Genomic DNA, 21,230 nt, shown 5'->3' with positions numbered 1-21,230 from the left:
CGGGCGTCACGATCGATCGGACGATTCAATGTATCGGCGAATGCGGCGGGCGGGCGCCGGCCACCCCGATGGCGGCGGCACCGAATGTGCGGTTTAATGCTGGATACCCTCTGCATTAAGAGCCATGAAATGCTCGACCTCGACGACCTTCGACTCGTCCGCGCGATCGGCACGTCCCGATCCCTGGCCGCTGCCGCCCGGCTGCTCGATCTCACGCCGCCCGCGGTCACGATTCGCCTGCAGCGGATGGAAGCGCGCCTGAACGCGCGGCTCGCCGTGCGGCAACCGAAAGGCATCGCGCTGACCGACGAAGGGCAGCGGCTGTACCAGGAAGCCGTGGGCATTCTCGAGCGCGTGGAGGCGCTGCCAGTCAGCATCGCGGGCGACCACGGCGACGTGCAGGGCACGCTGCGCGTCGTCGCCCCGCTCGGCTTCGGCCGCAAATATGTCGCACGAATCGTGCGCGACGTGCAGCGCGCACATCCGAAACTCGAGATCTCGCTGCATCTGTCGGAAAGCCCGCTGACCAGCGCGGCGGGGGCCGACGTGGTCGTCCATGTCGGCAGCCTCAAGTCGTCTTCGTGGATCGGCTATCCGCTCGCGCCCAACGAGCGCTTCCTCTGTGCGAGCCCCGCGTACGCGCGTCGCATCAAGGATCTGAAGCATCCGTCCGACCTGGCGCGATACGACTGCCTGTGCCTGCGCGAGAACGACGAGGACATCCCGCGCTGGCGCTTCTCGCCTGTTGGCGGCGCCAAGGGCGATTCGCGGCGGTCCACCGTCATCCGCGTCACCGGCGCGCTGTCGTCCAACGACGGCACCGTCATCACCGAATGGGCGCTGGCCGGGCTCGGCATCGTCGAGCGCTCCGAGTGGGACGTCGCACCGCTGCTCGCGAACGGCAAGCTCGTCCGGTTGCTGCCCCGCTGGCGCCTGCCGCCCGCGCCGGTGACGGCGCTCGTGCCATCGCGTACCGGCCGCTCCGCGCGGCAGCGGGTGTTTCTCGACGCCGCGCGGCAGCTTCTCGATCCGCCGCCCTGGCGCGGCAAGGCCTGAGTTCCGGTGCGATCCAGGAGGACTTCGTTGATTAAATTCTGCTTAATGGCAGATTAGACGTGCATTAAACACGGCGCTGCTCCCCTCCCCTACAGTGTCCGTATCGGCAACTTCGCAAACGGACGCATCGTGGACCTTCACACCCTCAACACCCCGGCCGCATTGATCGATATCGGCCGCATGCACCGCAACATCGCACGCATGCAGGCGCATCTGGACGCGCTCGGCGTGCGGTTCCGGCCGCACGTCAAGACCACCAAATGCCGGCAAGTCGTCGACGCGCAGATCGCGGCGGGCGCGCAGGGCATCACGGTGTCCACGCTCAAGGAAGCCGAGCAATTCTTCGCCGACGGCATCGTCGATATCGTCTATGCGGTCGGCATGGTGCCCGCCAAGCTCGGCCAGGCGCTGGCGCTGCGCCGGCAGGGCTGCGACCTGAAGATCGTCGCCGACAGCCTGCCGGCCGCGCACGCGATCGCCGCGTTCGGGCGCGAGCACGGCGAACGTTTCGACGTGTGGATCGAGGTCGACGTCGACGGGCACCGCTCCGGCATCCCGCCCGATGCCGACCTGCTGATCTCCGTCGGCCGCGCGCTGACCGACGGCGGCATGCGGCTCGGCGGCGTGCTCGCTCATGCGGGCTCCAGCTACGAATACGACACGCCCGAAGCGCTGGTCGCGATCGCCGAACAGGAGCGCAGCCGCACCGTGCGCGCCGCCGAGCGCCTGCGGGCCGCCGGCTTGCCGTGCCCGGTCGTCAGCATCGGATCGACGCCCACCGCGCTGGCGGCGCAACGGCTCGACGGCGTGACCGAAGTGCGCGCCGGCGTGTACGTGATGTTCGACCTCGTGATGCACAACATCGGCGTGTGCGAACCGTCCGACATCGCGCTGTCGGTGCTGACCACCGTCGTCGGCCATCAGGAAGAGAAAGGCTGGGCGATCGTCGACGCGGGCTGGATGGCGATGAGCCGCGACCGCGGCACGCAGCGCCAGGCGCGCGATTTCGGCTACGGGCAGGTCTGCACCGAAGACGGCGAGGTGCTCGGCGGCTACCTGATGAGCGCCGCCAATCAGGAACACGGGATCGTGTCGCGAACGGGCGCGCCGGATACGGACATCGCGCAGCGGTTTCCGATCGGCACGCGGCTGCGCATTCTCCCGAATCATGCGTGCGCCACTGGCGCGCAGCATCCCGAATACCAGGCCATCGGCGGCGACGGCGCCGCGCAGACGTGGCCGCGGTTCTACGGGTGGTGAGCGTCGTCCGGCGTCCATGCCGTCTCATCCACGCATTGACTATTTGTCCATATTTGGACAAACTTTAAACACCCTTGATTCATCTCGTGCCGAACAGGCGCCCCCGACCATGCCGACCGACGCCCGCCTCCTTCTCCTCGACCGCGATGCCGTCGAGCCCGCCCTGCAGGTCGAGCAAGTGATGGCGGCCGTCCGCGAAGCGTTCGTGCTGCACAGTCAACGGGCAGGACGCGTATTCCCGGTCGTGCGCGAGAAGCTCCATACCGGCGGCGTGTTCGGCATCAAGTCGGGCGACGTCGCCGGTCAGGACTTGCTCGGCTTCAAGGCGGCCGGGTTCTGGCCGGGCAACCGTGCGCTGGGCGGCGAGCCGCATCAGGCCACCGTCGCGCTGTTCGATCCGGCGACGGGACGCCCGCTGTGCATCATGGACGGCAACGCGATCACCACCGCGCGCACCGGGGCCGCCGGCGGCCTCGGGTTGCAACTGCTCGCGCGCCGCGACAGCACGCGGCTCTGCGTGTTCGGCACGGGCGTGCAGGCGCGTGTGCAGCTCGACTACGCGCTCAGGCTGCTGCCGCGGCGATGCACGGTGCAGTACGTGACCGTGAGCGGCGAACCGGACCCGGCGTTCGAAGCGCACTTCGTCGATCGATGCACGATCGGCGTGGCGCACAACCGCAACGACGCGGTGGCCGATAGCGACGTGGTGATCACGGCCACGCCGGGCGGCGGCGCGTTGTTCGACGCGGATGCCGTGCAGCCCGGCACCCACCTGACCTGCGTGGGCGCCGATACCGCGGGCAAGCGCGAACTTCCGGCGGGCGTGCTGGAACGCGCGCGCATCGTCGTGGACGATCACGAGCAGGCGCGCGGCATCGGCGAGTGCCAGTGGGCGCCAGATTTGCCGCGCACGGAAATCGGTGACATCCTCGCGGGTGCGACATCGATCGATCGTGCCGCGCACGAGATCACCGTCTTCGACATGACGGGGCTCGCGCTGCAGGATCTGACCGTCGCGCGCTTCCTGTATCGCCACGCGCTCGACAACGGCACCGGCACCGCCGTTCCGTGGCCCTGGTAAAACGACTTCCCGCTTTCAACCGCCATGCGTCTCGCCAAAGTCTCCGCCCTCTCGTTCGACCTCGACGACACCCTGTGGCCGTTCGGGCCGTCCGTCGTACGGGCCGAGGCGGCGCTTCGCGCATGGTTGATCGAGCACGCGCCGAACACCGAGCGCGTGCTGCCCACGCAACAGGCACTTGGTGCGCTACGTGACGAATACGAACGTTTGTGTCCAGAGCTTGCCGGCGACTTTCGCGCGATGCGAATCGGGTCGATCCGGCTGGCGCTGGAACGCGCGAACGAAGATGTCTCGCTGACCGATCGTGCGTACGACGTGTTCTATGCGGCGCGCAACCGCGTCGAATTCTACGAAGACGCGCTGCCGGCGCTCGCGTGGCTGAGCGAGCGCTTTCCGTTGATCGCGGTCACCAACGGCAACGCGGATCTCCGGCTGACCGGCGGCGGCGAATTCTTTCGCACGACGCTCAGTGCGCGTGAGTTCGGCTTCGCGAAGCCGGAACCCGAGATCTTCCATGCGGCGGCGGATGCGCTCGACGTACGGCCGGGCGAATTGCTGCATGTCGGCGACGATTTTCATCTCGATATCGTCGGCGCGCTGAATGCGGGGCTGCAGGCGGCGTGGGTCGTACGCGAGCCGCGAGGGCAAGGAGAACAGGCTTCACGGCACGCGGTGACGCCGCATCTTACGTTGCGAGATCTGGTGACGCTGTGTCACGCGCTGGGTGGACCCGATACGGTTTCGTGATCGCAGGCGGGCGCGGCGGGTCATGCCGATGCGGCACACGACCCGGCACCCGTTTCACTTTCACGCCGCCTTCCTCGCCTCCGCGATCCGCTGCGGCGCCTTCGGCCGCGCATACAGCCGTTCCAGATACGCGCGCAATTGCGGAAACGGCTCGATCAGGTGGCATTCGCTCGCCCAGTCGATCAGATAGGCCGTCACGCAATCGGCCACCGTCAGCGTATCGCCGACGATGAACGCGCGCCCTTCGAGATGCGTGTCGAGAATCGCGGCCATCGTCGTGAAATCCTCGCGCGCGAGTTCGATATCGGCCGGCGAGCGCTTCTCCGGTGGATAGAGGAACGTATGCCGCGTGATCCGCCACAGCGGCTGCTCGAGCTCCGTCACCGCGAACATGATCCACCGATAGGCCTGCGCCCGCAGCGCCGGATCGACGGGCAGCAGCGCCTTCTCCGGATACTTGTCCGCGAGATACAGCACGATCGCGGCCGATTCGGGAATCACGAGGTCGCCGTCCACCAGCACGGGCACCTTGCCGGCCGGATTGAGGCGCAGGAATTCGGGCCGCTTGTGCTCGCCCTCGAGGAGGTTGACCGACACGAATTCGAAGTCCGCATCCAGTTCCTTCAGCCCCCACAGCGCGCGTTGCGAGCGGGTGCCGGCAAATCCGTAAAGCTTCATCGCCTGTCTCCATCCAGAATGTCGGGAAGATGTCTCCATCCGGGCTACCGCGCATCGAACGACGCGACGCACGGTGCCCGGTATCACGCGTCGCTCATGCGCCGGGAATCGCCAGCACCGGCATCACGTCGACCGACACGCCCGGGAACAGCGTGAAATGCGGATGACCTTCGAACAGCGCGGCGGCCGCGTCGTGCGACGCCGCGCGCACGACGGTAAAGCCGGTCAACGCGTTGGCCGTGTCGCGGATGCCGCCTGCATCGATGGCCTTGGTCTTGCCGAGCGGCCCGCCGAGCTCGACGATCGCGTCGCGATGCCGCTCGACCCACGCATGCCATGCGGCGATGCCGTCGCGCTCGCGCGTGCGCCGCTCTTCATCCGGCAGCGCGAGCCATGCCTTCATCGCCGGGCTATCCTGGGTCCCGAGAAATACAGCGAGATACAACTGTTGTTGCGCACTCATGCCTTCCCCTCCGATGACGGACACGGCGGGTTGCCGCGCCTCGACCTTGACAAGATAGGTTGATATCAACACAATTGCAACATGGCACGAAAAGAAAAGCTTCCCTTCGAGACGACGCTGATGGTGCGCGATTGCTGCCTGTGCCTGCACATGCAGCGCGCGGCGCGCAATCTGGCGCGCATCTTCGACGATGTGCTGCGCCCGCTCGACCTCACCAACGGCCAGTTTTCGCTGCTGATGTCGTTGAACCGGCCGCAACCGGCCTCGATGAAATCGGTCGCGTCGCTGCTCGCGATGGACCGCACCACGCTCACCGCGGCGCTCAAGCCGCTCGAGCGGCGCGGCCTCGTCACGATCGTGCAGGATCCGGACGACCGGCGCAGCCGCCTGCTCGAACTGACGCCGGCCGGGCACGACCTGCTGGCCGAAGCGTTCCCGCTGTGGCGGCAGACGCATGCCGAGATCGAGCGGCCGTTCGCGCCCGGCGAAGTCGACCAGCTGCGCGGCCAGTTGCGCACGCTGTCGATCGATCCGGCTTCGCGCGGCTGAGCCGGCGCGCCGATCGCCGCGCGGCGCTCATGCCTACTTCCTGCCACGCGCTGTCAGCAGACATTGCCGGCCCGCGTCGCACCGCCCGATTCGGTGGCAATATCGCTCGGCACGACAACTGATCCGGTATTCACAAGGAGACGAGCATGGGCAACAACGAGAAAGGCGCGACTTTCCGGTCGCTTCACCGCGCAGGCCAGCCGCTGGTGCTGTTCAACGTGTGGGACGCCGGCAGTGCGCGCACGGCGGCCGATGCCGGCGCCGTCGCGCTGGCCACCGGCAGTTGGTCGGTCGCGGCAGCCAACGGCTTCGTCGACGGCGAGCAGATGCCGCGCGCGCTGATGATGGACGTGCTGGAGCGGATCACGCGCGCGACGGCGCTACCCGTCACCGTCGACCTCGAAAGCGGCTACGGCGAGCGGCCGGAGGATGTCGCCGAAACGATCGCGCTCAGCATCCGGGCCGGCGCGATCGGCTGCAATCTCGAAGACAGTTTTCCGGCGACGGGCGAACTGCGCGACGCCGACGAAGCGGCGGCCCGTCTCGCGGCGGCCCGGCAGGCGGCCGATCGCGCGGGCGCCGACTACTTCATCAACGCGCGCACCGACGTGTTCTTCAAGGCGTCAGCCGATACGCACGACGAACGATTGCTCGACGCGACGCTGGCACGTGCGCGCGCTTATGCGGCGGCCGGCGCCGACGGCCTGTTCGTGCCGGGCCTGCGCGCGCCGGCGCTCATTCGCGCGCTGACGGCCGCGTCGCCGCTGCCGGTGAACGTGATGCGGGTGTCGGAAACGCCGACGCTCGCGGAGCTCGCCGACTACGGGGTGGCGCGCATCAGCCACGGGCCGTATCCGTATCTGCAGGCGATGAAGACGCTGGCGGCGCTGGTCAGGCAAGGCGGCTGACGGATCCGCGGGGGCGGCGCGGCACGCCCGCTCCCGCGCTTCGGCCGTCGCGCCGCTTGCTGCAGCGCGTGCATCGCGCATCGGCCGGCCATATGAGCGGCGATGGCACGCGGCCCGCTGGGCGCGCATGCCCCGGGGCGCGGTCGAACGCTCAGGATGCCTTGATGAAATCGATGAACGCGCGTAGCGCCGGCGGCACGAGACGCCGCCCCGGATAATACAGAAAGGGCCCCGAAAACGGCCGCCACCACGGTTCGAGCACGGGTTCGAGCGCGCCGCTGTCGAGATGCGGACGCAGCCAGTCTTCGAACAGATGCACGATGCCCGTCCCGGCGATCGCCGCGTCGACCAGCAGCTCCGTCGCCCCGCCGATCTGGACCAGCAGCGGCCCGGCGGCCGGCTCGACCCGCACGACCTCGCCGTCGCGCTCGAACTCCCACGGCGGCATCGCGCCGCTCGCGAAGCGCCCGCGCAGGCACCGATGGGCGAGCAGGTCGCGCGGATGCCGCGGCCGGCCGTGCCGGTCGAGATAGCCGGGCGCCGCCGCGGTCGCGAACCGCTGGATGCGCGGGCCGATCGGCACCGCGATCATGTCCTGTTCGAGCCGTTCGTCGTAGCGGATGCCCGCGTCGCATCCCGCCGCGAGCACGTCGACGAAATTTTCGTCGGCAGTCACTTCCAGCCGGATGTCCGGATACGCATCGAGAAAGCGCGGCACGATCGCCGGCAACACGAGCCGCGACGCGCTGACCGGCACGTTGAGTTTCAGCGTGCCGGCCGGTCGGCCGCGGAATTCATCGATACCGTCGAGCGCCGCCGCCACTTCGGTCAGTGCGGGCTCGAGACGCGCGAGCAGGCGCTCGCCGGCCTCGGTGGGCACGACGCTGCGCGTCGTACGATGCAGCAGCCGCACGCCGAGCCGCGCTTCCAGCCGGCGCACGGCCTCGCTCAGCCCCGACGCGCTGAGGCCCGTCATGCGTGCGGCGTCGCGGAATCCGCTCGCGCGGGCGACGGCCATGAATGCGTTCAGATCGCCCAGATCGGTTTGCATTGTTCGCCTTTTCGTACAACCCGTGCGAATTATGCCCGCTTATCGCGCAGCCGACTCGTCCTTATGCTGAACGCATTCATCTCTTCGACAGGAGTAAGGTCATGCCCGATATTCGCCACATCGCCACCTTCAGGCTCGGCGATCGCCCCGTCAGACGAATCGGCTACGGCGCGATGCAGCTTGCAGGCCCCGGTGTATTCGGCCCGCCGAAAGATCGCGAAGCCGCATTGAACGTGTTGCGCGAAGCCGTCGAATCCGGCGTCGACCATCTCGACACCAGCGACTTCTACGGCCCGCACGTGACGAACCGGCTGATTCGCGACGCGTTGCATCCGTATCGCGACGATCTCGTGATCGTCACCAAGATCGGCGCGCGACGCGGCGACGACGCGTCGTGGCTGCCCGCCTTCGCGCCCGACGAACTCGAACGGGCCGTGCACGACAACCTGCGCAACCTTGGGCTCGACGTGCTCGACGTCGTGAACCTGCGCATCATGTTCGACACGCACGGGCCGGCCGAAGGATCGATCGAGGCGCCGCTGGCCACGCTCGCCGAGCTGCAGCGGCGCGGGCTCGTGCGGCACATCGGCCTGAGCAACGTCACGCCCGCGCAGGTCGCGCAAGGCCGGCGGATCTGCGACATCGTCTGCGTGCAGAACCACTACAACATCGCGCACCGGGGCGACGATGCGCTGATCGACGCGCTCGCCCGCGACGGCATCGCATACGTGCCGTACTTCCCGCTCGGCGGCTTCTCGCCGCTGCAGTCGTCGACGCTGTCCGGCGTGGCCGCGCGCATCGGCGCGACGCCGATGCAGGTCGCGCTTGCATGGCTGCTGCGCCGCGCGCCGAATCTGCTGCTGATTCCGGGCACGTCGTCGGTCGCGCACCTGCGCGAGAATCTCGCGGCAGCCGACCTCGATCTGCCGGCCGACGCGCTCGCGGAACTCGACCGCATCGCGGGCGCCGACGCCGCGTGACGCGCGGATAATCCGCCTGGCAGCCCGTGCAACGCGGGCCGCCACGCCGGTCAGGACGCGGCCACGCCGACGCGCTTCGGCACGCCGGTGACGATCGTCGCGACCGCCACCGCCAGCACGATCGCCGCGCCGACGAACACGCCCGCCGCGCCGTTCGCGTCGAACACGACGCCGCCGGCCGCGGCGCCCGTCGCGATCGCGAGCTGGATCGCCGCGACGATCAGCCCGCCCGCGCTCTCGGCCTCGTCGGGCACGGTGCGCGTGACCCACGTCGACCACGCGACCGGCACGCCGCCGAACGCCATCCCCCACAACGCGACCAGCACCGCGTCGATCATCGGCGCACGGCCGAGCGCGACGAGCGCGATGCCGAGCACGACCATCAACGCGGGCATGCCGATCAGCATCGGCCGCAGCCGGTGTTCGAGCACGCGGCCCGCGAGCGACGTGCCGACGAAGTTCGCGATGCCGTAGCCGAGCAGGATCGCCGACAGTCCGTTCACGCCAACGCCCGCCACCTGTTCGAGGAATGGCCGCAGATACGTAAAGAACGCGAAATGGCCGGTGAACACGAGGATCGTCGCGAACATCCCGAGGCCGACGGTCGGCCGGCGCAGCACGTCGATCAGCGTGCGCAGCCGCGTCGTGCCGCTCGGCGGCATCGACGGCAGCGTGAGAAGCTGCGACACGAACGCGATGCCGCCGAGCACGGCCGCGATCAGGAACACGTTGCGCCAGCCGATCAGGTGACCGAAGTAGCTGCCCATCGGCGCGGACGCGATGGTCGCGACCGCCACGCCGCTGAAGATGATCGACAGCGCGCGGGGCACCATCGCCGTCGGCACGAGCCGCATCGCGGTGGCGGTGGCCATCGTCCAGAAACCGCCGAGCGCGATGCCGAGCACGACGCGGCCGAACAGCAGCACGCCCAGGTTCGGCGCGAACGCGACGGCGAGGTTCGACGCCACGAGCAGCACCGAAAACACGAGCAGCACGCGCCGCCGGTCGATCGTGCGCGTGAGCGCCGAGATCAGCAGGCTCGTGACGAGCGCGACCGTGGCGGTGGCCGTGACGGCCTGCCCGGCCACGCCTTCGGTCACGCCGAGGCTCTCGGCCATCGGCGTGAGCAGGCTCGCCGGCAGGAATTCGGCCGTGACGAGCCCGAACACGCCGAGCGCCATCGCGAATACCGCGCCCCAGGCCGGTTCGCGGGGGGCCGCCGTCGAGGCGGCCGGGGAGATTCCGGGATTCATGCGGGATTCCGTGTCGGTTAGGGAAAGTACTGATGAGGGCGTATCGTAAGGAACAGCGGCAGGACGGTCTATGACGTACAATCCGTTCCTGTTGATCGATCGTCCGTATCTCACGATGTCCGAACCCCTTCTGCCGCCGATTCCCGATGCGCACGACCTCGTCAGCGAGTTGCTGCTGGGGATGCGCCTGAGCGGCGTCCAGTACCGCCGCATCCAGGTCGCGCGGCCGTTCGGGCTGAATTTCGGCCATGCGCCGGGCCGCGCGCAATTCCATTTCGTCGTGCGCGGGCCCGTGCTGCTGCGCGACGCGTCGGGCGAGACGATGCGGCTCGAGGCCGGCGACGCGATCCTGTTGCCGCACGGCGGCATGCATGCGCTGGTGTCCGATCCGGATGTGCCGTGCCGCGAGATCAACGGCTTCGAGATCGCGAAGATCTGCGATACGGTCGCGTCGGTGGCGTCGGCCGGCGTGTCGCCGGCCACCTGCGCGACGACGGAACCCGGCGCCGGCGATGCGCTGATCTTCAGCGCGTGCATGGAACTCGACCTCGGCGGCATGCAGCCGCTCGTCGGCACGATGCCCGCATTCATGCACGTGGGCACGCTGCTCGCGCGCTACCCGGAGATCCGCCCGATGCTCGACGCGATGGAGCGCGAAGCGTGCACGGCGCGCGCGGGCTTCGCGGGCATCCTCGCGCGGCTCGCGGACGTGGTCGCGGCGTTCATCGTGCGCGGCTGGGTCGAGTGCGGATGCGGCGATGCGACCGGCTGGGTGCAGGCGCTGCGCGAGCCGAAGCTCGGCCGCGCGATCGTCGCGCTGCATCGCGACCCGGGCCGCAACTGGAGCGTCGCGGAGCTCGCGACCGAAGCGGGCGTGTCGCGCTCGGTGTTCGCCGAGCGTTTTCTCGCGGCCACCGGGATGACGCCCGTGCGCTACCTGACCGAGCTGCGGATGCGGCTCGCCGCGCAATGGATCGCGCGCGACCGCGAGACGATCGAAGCCGTCGCGTACCGGCTCGGCTACGGTTCGCTCGCCGCGTTCAGCCGTGCGTTCAAGCGCGTGGTCGGCAAGCCGCCGGGCGCCGTGCGCGCGGACGGCAACGTGCACGCCGAAGCGTAACGCGCCGACGCGCGGCGCCGGTGGCGGCCGCGGCGGTGGCGGCCCGCGAGCGTCACTTCAACGCGTCGAGCCGGTCGACCAGCGCCGTCGCGCACCGCACCGCGAGCGCCGCGCACTGCTCCGCGTCGACTGCCTCGCCGGTCGCGACCGTGCCCTGCACGATCCTGCCCAACAATTCCTTCGAGAGTTCGGCGATCTCGTGATCCCGTTCCGTCATGATGTCCTCCTTCGCGTCGGCGATTCCGGTGATTCGCCCGTTCGGAGCGAATGCCGTGCCCGCGCCGCTCAACGCTGCTTCGCCCGCACGACGATCTGCGCCTGCGTGTCGCGCTCGATGCGCTCGAGCGACGCGCGCAGCGCCGTGAATTCGTCCGGCGTACAGACCTGCCGGCCGAAATCGGCGTTCATCCGCCGCGTGACCTGCACGACCCGCGCGGCCGCATCGAACACGTAATGCGACGTGAAGTCGACGAAGCGGTCGTGCACGGCCGTATCGGCCGGCAGGTCGGTCACGGCGACGCCCGCCGGCAGCGCGATCTGGCCGCTCTCGTCGAACGTGCCGCCGAGGCAACCCCACGGCTGCGTGCGCACGGGCTCGGCCAGCCACGTCTCGACCTGTGTCGCGATGCCGCCCGTGACGCTCGACAGCGCGGGCAACGCGGTCGTGCCGTCAGGCCACACGAAATGATCGAGCGTGCCGGTTATCGTCACGTCGAACGGGCCTGTCGACACGCGCCGGTCGCTGGTCGACAGTTGCGCGCGGCCGCGCAGGCCGCTTTGCCGCAGGCGCTCGTTCGCGAGTTGCGCGATGCGCTCGCGCGACGCGCGGCGAAACAGGTTGCGCTCGAGTTCGGCCGTCCAGCCGTCGTCCTCGACATAGGCCTGAACGCGCGCGGCGCCGGGCTGCGCGGCATCGATCGCGATCCGTGCGATGCGGCCGCGCGGCTGCGTGGCCGGCGTGCGCGACAGCACGCCCGTATCGACCAGCAGCGCCGGGCGGTCCATCACGATCGGCGGCAGGTAGCCGAACGCGATGCCGGCCGTCGTCGTATCCGCGTAGAGGCCGAGATCGGGCAGCCACGTGATCGCATGATTGATCGCGCCGGCGCCGTAGCCGGGCACCGACGGCAGCGTGTACACGGCGCCGAGATTGATCAGCACCGGTTCGCTGCGAATGCCGACCGCCGCGAGCAACGCGCCGAACAGCGCGACGTGATCCTTGCAGTCGCCGTAGCGGTTGCGCAGGATGTCGGCGACGCGATGCGGCGCGGCGGCCGTTTCGCCGAGAAACAGCCCGACGTAGCGCACGTTCGCCTGCACCCAGTCGTACAGGATGCGCGCCTTGTCGCGCGGATCGGCGGCATCCGCCGTGAGCGCACGCGCCAGTTGCACGACGGCCGGATCGTTCGCGCCCGGATCGACGGCCGCGTTGCGGTAGCGCGCGGCGAATGCCGCGTAGTCGGGCAGCGTCGACACGACGAGCCGGTCGCCGTAGGTCGGGTAGCCGACCGCGCCGCTCTCGATGCGATCGTACGCGCCATGCCGGTAGTCGAATGCGTAGCGCGTGCGGCCGTTCGCCGTGACGGGCGGCAGCGCGACGTAGCCGCGCGCATCCGCGTACAGCGGCATGTCGGCCGGCACGTCGAAGATCAGCCGCTGGCTGTCGACCGGCTCGCGCGACGGCTCGACGGTGTAGCCGAAATAGCCGCGATTGACGGGCTTCGTGCGGGTCTTGCGGAACGCGACGCGCGTGCTCGACCCGGCTTCGACGCCGGGGAACACGACGGTGCGCAGCAGCCCGTCCTGGAACGTCGGCGCGCCGGCCGAGCGCGGCTCCTGCACGTCGCGGATGCCGTCCGCGCCGACCGGATGCGCGACGCCGTCGCGATCGATCGTCTCGGCCGCGAGCAACTCCACCTTCTCGAGATTCTTGTCGAACCACACGTAGCGCTGCGCGACCGCGTCGATGCCGTTCGCGTCGTTCGCGCGCAGCGTCGAATCGTCGTGCTCGTCGAGCGAGCCGTCGCGCTGGATCACGAATTCGTGGACGTCGCTGACGAGCGTGACGGGCGCCGTATCGCCCGCGTCGCGAGCATCGCGCGTGTCGTGTGAGTCGCGCGTATCGGCCGCGGCCGCCCCCGCGCCGAGCGCGATGGCGCACGCGAGCAGGCAGCCGGTCCATCGGGAAGGAAAACGCACCACGTCGAAGCTCCCCGCGCGTTCGTTGCCGGGCGTCAGCACCGAGCGCCGGCACGGCGGCCCGACCCGCATGACGCGCGCATGACAGCCGCCCGCGCCACCCTCACGCGTGGCCGTCGTGCGACCCAGTGTGGGCGACGTGCCGGCGAGCGTCAAGCCGCGCCATCGGGAAGCAGACATCATGCGGAGCAACACCGATTTCAAAATCGGCGACCTCGCGATTGCGTTCGCATGGCTGCGCGTGATCCCGTTCGGCCTCTTGCCGACGGCGCCGCATCTCGAACGGCGGCACCCGACACCGATCGGCGCCGCACGTTCATGCGCGCTGCGCGATCGCTCACGGCGAATCGGCGGGCCGCCACGCCGATCGGCCCGACCCGCAACCGTCGATCGACGTCCCGACGTCATATTCGGCGCGCAAGCGACCGGCGACGCCGGCCGCCTCATCGCCGGCGCGCCGCTCGGCTCGCGCCGCCTTCCACCCGCCGATCTCGGCCCCTCATCCCCAATCCACCGCCACCCGCCCCGTCGCGCGGACGCGATCCGCACCGGCGTCCCGCTCGTGCGTTGTTCCCCGCATTTCGACATTTGTGCGCGCGCAACAATGGCGATGCCTCGCGCCTGGCGCCCGGCGGGCAACCCGATTCCCGCAGGGCGCCGGGCGCGATGGTCTTCAAAAACCACATCTCACGAGGACATACCATGCAACTCCAATCCCATCCGGCGTGCCGCCCGTTTTACGAAGCCGGCGAACTCTCGCAACTGACGGCCTTCTACGAAGAAGGCCGGAACGTCATGTGGATGATGCTGCGATCGGAGCCGCGGCCGTGTTTCAACCAGCAACTCGTCACCGACATCATCCATCTCGCGCGCGTCGCGCGCGACTCGGGCCTCACGTTCGACTTCTGGGTGACGGGCTCGCTCGTCCCCGAGCTGTTCAACGTCGGCGGCGACCTGAGCTTCTTCGTCGACGCGATCCGCAGCGGCCGGCGCGATCAGCTGATGGCCTACGCGCGCTCGTGCATCGACGGCGTGTACGAGATCTACACCGGCTTCGGCACCGGCGCGATCTCGATCGCGATGGTCGAGGGCAGCGCGCTCGGCGGCGGCTTCGAGGCCGCGCTCGCGCATCACTACGTGCTCGCGCAGAAGGGCGTGAAACTCGGGTTCCCGGAGATCGCGTTCAACCTGTTCCCCGGCATGGGCGGCTATTCGCTCGTCGCGCGCAAGGCGAACCGCGGCCTCGCGGAATCGCTGATCGCGACCGGCGAGGCGCATGCGGCCGAGTGGTACGAAGACCAGGGGCTGATCGACGAGACGTTCGACGCCGGTGACGCGTATCTGGCGACGCGCACCTTCATCGACGTGACCAAGCCCAAGCTGAACGGCGTCCGCGCGATGCTGCGCGCGCGCGAACGCGTATTCCAGTTGTCGCGCTCGGAGCTGATGGACATCACGGAAGCGTGGGTGCATGCGGCGTTCACGATCGAGCCGAAGGATCTCGCGTACATGGAACGCCTGGTGATGCTGCAGAACCGGCGCGTGTCGAAGCTGCGCACGGTGTAATGCGACGGCGCCGCCGGCCGTCGGCGGCGCCTTTTTCCGGAACGAAGCTCAGGCGATCAGCCTGAGCTTTCTCGTCTCCGCGAGCCACGCCTCGAACGCCTGCGCCGGCATCGGCCGCGCGTAGTAGTAGCCCTGCGCGTGATCGACGTCGAGTTGCTTGAGGAATTCGGCCTCCGCATGCGTTTCGACGCCTTCGGCGATCACCGCGAAATTCAGCGCCTTCGCGAGCGACACGACGGAGCGCACCAGCGCCTGCGAGCGCGGATTGCGGTCGATGGCCGTGATGAAGGTGCGGTCGAGCTTGATCGCGTCGAGCGGCAGGCGCGACAACTGCGACAGCGACGAATAGCCGGTGCCGAAATCGTCGAGGTGGATTTCCGCGCCGAGCTGGCGGAACTGCCGCATCAGCCCGATCGCCGCTTCTTCGTCCTCGATGAAGCTGCTCTCGGTGAGCTCGATGTCGACGAGGCTCGGCTTGAGCCCCGCGCCGTCGAGAATCGATGCGAACTGGTGCACGATGTTCATGTCCTGCAACTGCCGCGCGGACACGTTCACCGCGATCCGGATGCCGAGCCCCTTCGCCTTCCACGCGGCGGCCTGCGCGGCCGCGGTGCGCATCACCCAGCGTCCGAGCGGCGCGATCAGCCCCGACTCTTCCGCGAAACGGATGAACTCGACCGGCGCGACGAGCCCGCGATCGGGCGACTGCCAGCGGATCAGCGCCTCGACGCCGTGCACGTCGCCCGTCGCGATGTCGACGACGGGCTGGTAGTGCAGCACGAACTGCTCTTCCTCGAGCGCCTTGCGCAGGTTCGTGTCGAGCCACATGTACTTCGCGACCTTCTGGTTCATCTCCAGCGAGAACACGCGGTACGTATGCTTGCCTTCTTCCTTCGCGACGTACATCGCGGTATCGGCGCTGCGGATCAGCGTCTCGAGCGAATCGCCGTGCTGCGGATACATCGCGATGCCGATCGAGCAGCTCGTGTAGACCTCCACCAGCCCGAGGTGGATCGGCGTGCGCAGCCGCTCGAGGATGATCTGCGCGGTCGCCTCGAGCAGCGGCCGCGTGCCGTGCTCGAACAGCACCAGGAACTCGTCGCCGCCGAGCCGCGCGAGCGTCGCGCCGGACGGCAGGCAGCCGCCGATGACCGCGGACACGTCCTGCAGCAGCCGGTCGCCGGTGATGTGCCCGTAGTGATCGTTGACGCGCTTGAAGTTGTCGAGATCGAGGAACAGGATGCCGACCTGGCCGCGCGTATTGGCGTCTTCCTCCGCGATCGCCGCGCGGATGCGCTCGCTGATCGCATGCCGGTTCGGCAGCCCGGTGAGCACGTCGGTATTCGCGAGCTCGGTGAGCCGCTGCTGCGCGTTGCGCTCCTCGGTGATGTCGATGCCCGAGCAGATCAGGAACTGCTCGTCGACGCCGCTGCCGCTCTGCACGAACTTGTTGCGGAACTGGAACAGGCGCGGCCCGTTGACCGTGTTGATGTAGCGCTCGACCGCGAACGGCTGGTTGCTCGCGAAGAAGCCCGTGATGTTGCTGCGCGACTGCGCGCCCTGCTCCGGGCTCATGAACAGCTCGAACGCGCTGCGGCCGATCACGTCGACCTCGCGCTTGCCCGTCACTTCCTCGCACAGGCGGTTGAAGCGCTGCACCATCCCGTTGCGGTCGAGGATCACGACGAGCGAATTGACCTCCGACACCACCTGCTCGGCGAACGCGAGCCCGTGCGACAGATCGCCGGCGACGGATTCGGTATCGGAATAGGCGGACGCCGTGCCGGCCCAGTCGACCGTGTTGACCTTCCTGCCGACGAGATGGAGGCTGACCGGACTGCCGTACAGCACGATGTCGAGCACGAGGTGCGACGTGACGCCGGTGAGCGCGCGGATGCGCGCGGCCTGCTCGGCCGTCAGCGCGACCGCGACGTTGGTCAGGCCGCGCACCGCGGCGAGTTCGAGCGCGTTGCTGTCGCTGCCGAGACGCCAGCAGGGGCTGCGCGTACCGACATGCGCCTCGAGCACCGCGCTATCGTTTTCGTCATCCATGGACACGCCCCGATCCAGAAAAAACGCACAGTGTAGACGGAGGCGAGCGGGCCGGCCGCCTTCCCGGGACGCGCGGTGCGCGGGCCGGCAGGGCGGACGTGATTGCCGTGACGGCGAGTCTCGTCCCGTACTTGTTTGCAGTTGATGCGACCGGCGTTCGCGCGTGATGCGCAGGTTCTGCCTTACGAATGAATGATGAGAGCCATCTTATCAAATGACGATGAGGATTGGCACTCACATTTAGAGCAGAGTGTCAAGGAATTGGGACTCGATTGGCAAGCCGGATTTTTCATGATTGGCAGCGTGCGAATGGGCGGGCGACACGGCGCGTGCCGGGCGCCGCGTGCCACGCCGCGTGGCCCGACGGGCGGGCGGTCGCGGCCGATCCGCGAATATCGGGCCAGATCTTTCGGCGATGCTGTGGCGGCCAGGTCGACCCGGATGCCGCGATTCCGTTTTTTGCTGTTTTTGATTCAATTTGTGCGCGAATGCGCGGCTTTATTCCACAGTTCGTTGCAATGTCGTCCACCCGCCGTGCGCCCCCGGCGCGAGACGTTCGCGCCGGGTGCACAGCTCAGCCTGCCGCGCCGTAGCCGCCGCCGCCCGGCGTTTCGACGACGAACACGTCGCCCGGCGCCATCTGCGCGCGGCCGATGTGATCGAGCGTCTCGATGGTGCCGTCCGCCCGCTCGATCGTGTTGCGGCCCAGCGCGCCGGCTTCGCCGCCTGCCGCGCCGAACGGCGCGTGGATCCGGTTGTTCGACAGGATCGACGCCGTCATCGGCTCGAGGAAGCGAATCCGCCGCACCGCGCCGTCGCCGCCGCGCCAGCGCCCGCCGCCGCCCGAGCCGGCGCGGATCCGGTGCGAATCGAGCCGCACCGGGTAGCGCCATTCGAGCACCTCCGGATCGGTGAGCCGCGAGTTCGTCATGTGCGTCTGCACCGCGCCGACGCCCGCGAAGCCGTCGCCCGCGCCGCTGCCGCCCGCGATCGTCTCGTAGTACTGGTAGCGATCGTTACCGAATGTGAAGTTATTCATCGTCCCCTGGCTCGACGCGACGCAGCCGAGCGCGCCGTACAGCGCGTTGGTGATCGCCGACGACGTCTCGACGTTGCCCGACACGACGGCCGCCGGATACTCGGGGTTCAGCATCGAGCGGGCGGGCACGATCACGGTCAGCGGCTTCAGGCAGCCGGCGTTCAGCGGGATGTCGTCGCCCACCAGCGTGCGGAACACGTACAGCACGGCGGCCATGCAGACGGCCTTCGGCGCGTTGAAGTTGTTGTCGAGCTGCGCGGACGTGCCGGTGAAATCGATCTCCGCGCGCCGCGCCGCGCGATCGACGCGGATCGCGACGCGAATCTGGGCGCCGTTGTCGAGCGGGTAGCGGTACGCGCCGTCCTGCAGCGCGCCGATCACGCGCCGCACGGCTTCTTCCGCGTTGTCCTGCACGTGCCCCATGAACGCGAGCACGACGTCGCGGCCGAACTGCGCGACCATCCGGCGCAGCTCGTCGACGCCCTTCTGGTTCGCGGCAACCTGCGCGCGCAGGTCGGCCATGTTCTGCTCGACGTTGCGCGCCGGGTAGCGGCCCGACGCCAGCAGCGCGCGTGTCTCGGCATCGCGCAGCACGCCGGCCGACACGAGCTGCCAGTTGTCGATCAGCACGCCTTCCTCGTCGATATGGGTCGAATCGGGCGGCATCGAGCCCGGCGTCGTGCCGCCGATGTCCGCGTGGTGGCCGCGCGAGCCGACGTAGAACAGCGGCGCGTCCGAGCCGTCCGCGAACACCGGCGTGATGACCGTCACGTCCGGCAGGTGCGTGCCGCCGTGGTACGGGTCGTTCAGCATGAACACGTCGCCGTCGCGCATGCGGCCGCGGTTGCGCTCGATCACGGTGCGGATGCTCTCCCCCATCGAGCCGAGGTGCACGGGCATGTGCGGCGCGTTCGCGATCAGGTTGCCGTCGCCGTCGAAGATCGCGCACGAGAAGTCGAGCCGCTCCTTGATGTTTACCGAGTACGCGGTGTTCTGCAGCCGCAGCCCCATCTGCTCGGCGATCGACATGAACAGGTTGTTGAAGATCTCGAGCCGCACCGGGTCGGCGTCGGTGCCGAGCGAGCGGCGCGTCGGCAGCGGCGTCGTGCGCGTCAGCACGAGGTTGCCCTGCGCGGTCATCCCGGCGCGCCAGCCGGGCTCGACCACAGTCGTGCCGTTCTGCTCCGCGACGATCGCCGGGCCGTCGATCGCGTCGCCGGCGAGGAGCGTGTCGCGCACGTACAGCGCCGCGTCGTGCCACTGGCCGCCGGAATAAAAGCGCACGGCCGCGTGCGCTTGCGGCGCCGCGCCCACCTCGCGCGGTGCGAGCGGCGCGATATCGACCGGCGCGTCCGAGCGGCCGATCGCCTCGACCGACGCGAGCTCGGCCACGAGCGGCGTGCCGGGCATCAGGAACGCGTAGCGCTGCCGATACGCGGCCTCGAACGCCTGCTGCATCGCGGCGACGCTGCCGGCCGGCACGTCGAGCGCCGAGTCGGTGCCCTGATAGCGCAGGTGCACGCGCCGTTCGGTCGCGATCCGCTCCGGCGGCACGCCCTGTTCGAGCAGCGCGCCGATGGCCTCGTCGGCCAGCCGGTCGAGCGCGGCATTCAGCGCCGGCAGCGATTCGTCGGTCAGCACGGCCTCGACCGCGCGCTCGCGCATGGCCGTCTGGTCGGCAAGCCCCATCCCGTACGCGGACAGCACGCCCGCGAGCGGATGCGCGAACACCTGCGTCATCCCGAGCGCATCGGCCACGCCGCACGCATGCTGGCCGCCCGCGCCGCCGAACGTCGTCAGCACGTAGCGCGATACGTCATGGCCGCGCTGCACGGAAATCTTCTTGATCGCGTTCGCCATGCTGCCGATCGCGATCTCCAGGAACCCTTCGGCGAGCGCCTCGGGCGTCTCGCGCCGCCCGGTCGCCGCGTGGATCTCGTCGGCGAGCGCCGCGAACTTCGCGACCACGCCGTCGCGGTCGAGCGGCTGGTCCGCCTGCGGGCCGAACACGCGCGGGAAATGGTCGGGCTGGATCTTGCCGAGCATCACGTTGCAGTCGGTCACCGTCAGCGGGCCGCCGCGCCGGTACGCGGCCGGCCCCGGGTTCGCGCCGGCCGATTCGGGCCCGACGCGCAGCCGCGCGCCGTCGAAGCCGAGCACGGAGCCGCCGCCCGCCGCGACGGTATGGATGCTCATCATCGGCGCGCGCATCCGCACGCCGGCCACCTGCGTCTCGAACACGCGCTCGAATTCGCCGTTGTAGTGCGACACGTCGGTCGACGTGCCGCCCATGTCGAAGCCGATCACCTGGTCGAAGCCGGCCGCGCGGGCCGCGCGCACCATCCCGACGATGCCGCCGGCCGGGCCCGACAGGATCGCGTCCTTGCCCTGGAACGCATCGGCGCGCGTCAGCCCGCCACTGCTCTGCATGAACTGCAGGTTCACGCCCGGCATCTCGTGCGCGACCTGCTCGACGTAGCGGCGCAGGATCGGCGACAGGTACGCGTCGACGACGGTCGTGTCGCCGCGCGACACCATCTTCATCAGCGGCGACACCTGGTGCGACACCGACACCTGCGTGAAGCCGATGCGGCGCGCGAGTTCGGCCAGCGCGCGTTCGTGCGCGGTATGGCGGTAGCCGTGGATCAGCACGATCGCGAGCGCGCGCACGCCGCTGTCGAACACGCGGCGCAACGACGCTTCGGCACCCTGAACATCGAGCGGCACGACCACGTCGCCATGCGCGCCGACGCGCTCGTCGATCTCGACGACCGTCTCGTACAGCGCGTCGGGCAGCACGATGTCGAGATCGAACAGGCGCGGCCGGTTCTGGTACGCGATGCGCAGCACGTCGCGAAAGCCGCGCGTCGTCGCCAGCGCGGTACGCTCGCCCTTGCGTTCGAGCAGCGCGTTGGTCGCGACCGTCGTGCCCATCTTCACCATGTCGACGCGCTCGGGCGTGATCGGCTCGCCGGCCGCGAGGCCGAGCAGGTGGCGGATGCCGGCCACGGCCGCGTCGCGGTATTGCTCGGGGTTCTCCGACAGCAGCTTGTGCGTGACGAGCGTGCCGTCCGGCCGGCGCGCGACGATATCGGTGAACGTGCCGCCGCGGTCGATCCAGAATTGCCAGCGTGCGGCGTCGGAGGAAACGGGGGAAAGGTGTCGATCGGTCATGATGTCGGGTCGATGCGTCGTTGATTCGAGGGACGAGCGCCGCCGCACGGCGCG

General features: G+C 69.2%; 18 protein-coding genes. 10 read left to right on the top strand and 8 right to left on the bottom strand.

Annotated features, from left to right (window positions below; all coding sequences use genetic code 11):
- The first annotated feature begins 96 nt into the window (after positions 1-96).
- The 4 genes from CFB35_RS18275 (at position 97) to CFB35_RS18260 (ending at position 4,144) form a co-directional block, all read left to right on the top strand.
- Positions 97-1,056: a LysR substrate-binding domain-containing protein gene (locus CFB35_RS18275; protein WP_089465384.1), complete on the top strand. Its 960-nt coding sequence runs from the start codon at positions 97-99 to the stop codon at positions 1,054-1,056.
- A 129-nt stretch (positions 1,057-1,185) separates the two neighbouring features.
- Positions 1,186-2,316 carry a DSD1 family PLP-dependent enzyme gene (locus tag CFB35_RS18270; protein WP_059580017.1) on the top strand — a complete coding sequence of 377 codons (1,131 nt, stop codon included), beginning with the start codon at positions 1,186-1,188 and terminating at the stop codon, positions 2,314-2,316.
- 109 nt (positions 2,317-2,425) lie between these two features.
- The gene (locus tag CFB35_RS18265; RefSeq protein WP_059580014.1) at positions 2,426-3,397 is read left to right on the top strand and encodes an ornithine cyclodeaminase family protein; all 972 of its coding nucleotides are present in this window, start codon (positions 2,426-2,428) and stop codon (positions 3,395-3,397) included.
- Between the two features lie 24 nt (positions 3,398-3,421).
- On the top strand, positions 3,422-4,144 hold the full coding sequence (locus tag CFB35_RS18260; protein WP_059580012.1) for an HAD family hydrolase: 723 nt from the start codon (positions 3,422-3,424) through the stop codon (positions 4,142-4,144).
- A 60-nt stretch (positions 4,145-4,204) separates the two neighbouring features.
- Here CFB35_RS18260 and CFB35_RS18255 read toward each other — a convergent pair whose 3' ends face one another.
- Positions 4,205-4,822 carry a glutathione S-transferase family protein gene (locus tag CFB35_RS18255; protein ID WP_059580010.1) on the bottom strand — a complete coding sequence of 206 codons (618 nt, stop codon included), beginning with the start codon at positions 4,820-4,822 and terminating at the stop codon, positions 4,205-4,207.
- Positions 4,823-4,916: 94 nt separating this feature from the next.
- Positions 4,917-5,285 carry a YciI family protein gene (locus CFB35_RS18250; RefSeq protein WP_059580008.1) on the bottom strand — a complete coding sequence of 123 codons (369 nt, stop codon included), beginning with the start codon at positions 5,283-5,285 and terminating at the stop codon, positions 4,917-4,919.
- A gap of 81 nt (positions 5,286-5,366) precedes the next feature.
- Between CFB35_RS18250 and CFB35_RS18245 the strand changes: the two genes are divergently transcribed.
- Together CFB35_RS18245 and CFB35_RS18240 are read left to right on the top strand one after the other, a co-directional pair.
- Positions 5,367-5,834, top strand: coding sequence for a MarR family winged helix-turn-helix transcriptional regulator (locus CFB35_RS18245; RefSeq protein WP_059580006.1), 468 nt, complete (start codon positions 5,367-5,369; stop codon positions 5,832-5,834).
- A gap of 146 nt (positions 5,835-5,980) precedes the next feature.
- Positions 5,981-6,742: an isocitrate lyase/phosphoenolpyruvate mutase family protein gene (locus CFB35_RS18240; protein ID WP_059580004.1), complete on the top strand. Its 762-nt coding sequence runs from the start codon at positions 5,981-5,983 to the stop codon at positions 6,740-6,742.
- A 151-nt stretch (positions 6,743-6,893) separates the two neighbouring features.
- On the opposite strand, the gene CFB35_RS18235 is transcribed toward CFB35_RS18240, so the two are convergent.
- Positions 6,894-7,793 carry a LysR family transcriptional regulator gene (locus CFB35_RS18235; RefSeq protein ID WP_060010323.1) on the bottom strand — a complete coding sequence of 300 codons (900 nt, stop codon included), beginning with the start codon at positions 7,791-7,793 and terminating at the stop codon, positions 6,894-6,896.
- A 101-nt stretch (positions 7,794-7,894) separates the two neighbouring features.
- Between CFB35_RS18235 and CFB35_RS18230 the strand changes: the two genes are divergently transcribed.
- On the top strand, positions 7,895-8,773 hold the full coding sequence (locus CFB35_RS18230; protein WP_059640367.1) for an aldo/keto reductase family oxidoreductase: 879 nt from the start codon (positions 7,895-7,897) through the stop codon (positions 8,771-8,773).
- A gap of 50 nt (positions 8,774-8,823) precedes the next feature.
- Here CFB35_RS18230 and CFB35_RS18225 read toward each other — a convergent pair whose 3' ends face one another.
- Positions 8,824-10,026 carry an MFS transporter gene (locus tag CFB35_RS18225; RefSeq protein WP_060010326.1) on the bottom strand — a complete coding sequence of 401 codons (1,203 nt, stop codon included), beginning with the start codon at positions 10,024-10,026 and terminating at the stop codon, positions 8,824-8,826.
- A gap of 70 nt (positions 10,027-10,096) precedes the next feature.
- On the opposite strand from CFB35_RS18225, the gene CFB35_RS18220 reads away from it, so the two are divergent.
- Positions 10,097-11,146 (top strand): AraC family transcriptional regulator, encoded by a 1,050-nt coding sequence (locus tag CFB35_RS18220; protein ID WP_059579991.1) that lies wholly within the window; start codon positions 10,097-10,099, stop codon positions 11,144-11,146.
- A gap of 52 nt (positions 11,147-11,198) precedes the next feature.
- Here CFB35_RS18220 and CFB35_RS35010 read toward each other — a convergent pair whose 3' ends face one another.
- Positions 11,199-11,363, bottom strand: a complete 165-nt coding sequence (locus CFB35_RS35010; protein ID WP_179231760.1) for a hypothetical protein — start codon at positions 11,361-11,363, stop codon at positions 11,199-11,201.
- Positions 11,364-11,431: 68 nt separating this feature from the next.
- On the bottom strand, positions 11,432-13,348 hold the full coding sequence (locus CFB35_RS18210; protein WP_059580319.1) for a DUF3857 and transglutaminase domain-containing protein: 1,917 nt from the start codon (positions 13,346-13,348) through the stop codon (positions 11,432-11,434).
- Positions 13,349-13,526: 178 nt separating this feature from the next.
- On the opposite strand from CFB35_RS18210, the gene CFB35_RS34445 reads away from it, so the two are divergent.
- A complete protein-coding gene (locus CFB35_RS34445; RefSeq protein ID WP_143328743.1) occupies positions 13,527-14,111 on the top strand; it encodes a hypothetical protein in 585 nt (194 codons plus the stop codon).
- On the top strand, positions 14,048-14,911 hold the full coding sequence (locus CFB35_RS18200) for a crotonase/enoyl-CoA hydratase family protein (protein ID WP_059640373.1): 864 nt from the start codon (positions 14,048-14,050) through the stop codon (positions 14,909-14,911). The genes CFB35_RS34445 and CFB35_RS18200 overlap by 64 nt, the downstream gene beginning before the upstream one ends.
- A gap of 48 nt (positions 14,912-14,959) precedes the next feature.
- Here the strand turns inward: CFB35_RS18200 and pdeR are convergent, their stop codons facing one another.
- Both pdeR and CFB35_RS18190 read right to left on the bottom strand, forming a co-directional pair.
- On the bottom strand, positions 14,960-16,963 hold the full coding sequence (gene pdeR, locus CFB35_RS18195; protein WP_089465383.1) for a cyclic di-GMP phosphodiesterase: 2,004 nt from the start codon (positions 16,961-16,963) through the stop codon (positions 14,960-14,962).
- Positions 16,964-17,537: 574 nt separating this feature from the next.
- A complete protein-coding gene (locus CFB35_RS18190) occupies positions 17,538-21,176 on the bottom strand; it encodes a hydantoinase B/oxoprolinase family protein (RefSeq protein ID WP_059579981.1) in 3,639 nt (1,212 codons plus the stop codon).
- Positions 21,177-21,230 lie beyond the last annotated feature (54 nt).

This window comes from Burkholderia sp. AU16482 (genome assembly GCF_002223285.1).
Taxonomy (GTDB): Bacteria; Pseudomonadota; Gammaproteobacteria; order Burkholderiales; family Burkholderiaceae; genus Burkholderia; species Burkholderia semiarida.
This window is presented reverse-complemented; position numbering and strand designations above follow the sequence as displayed.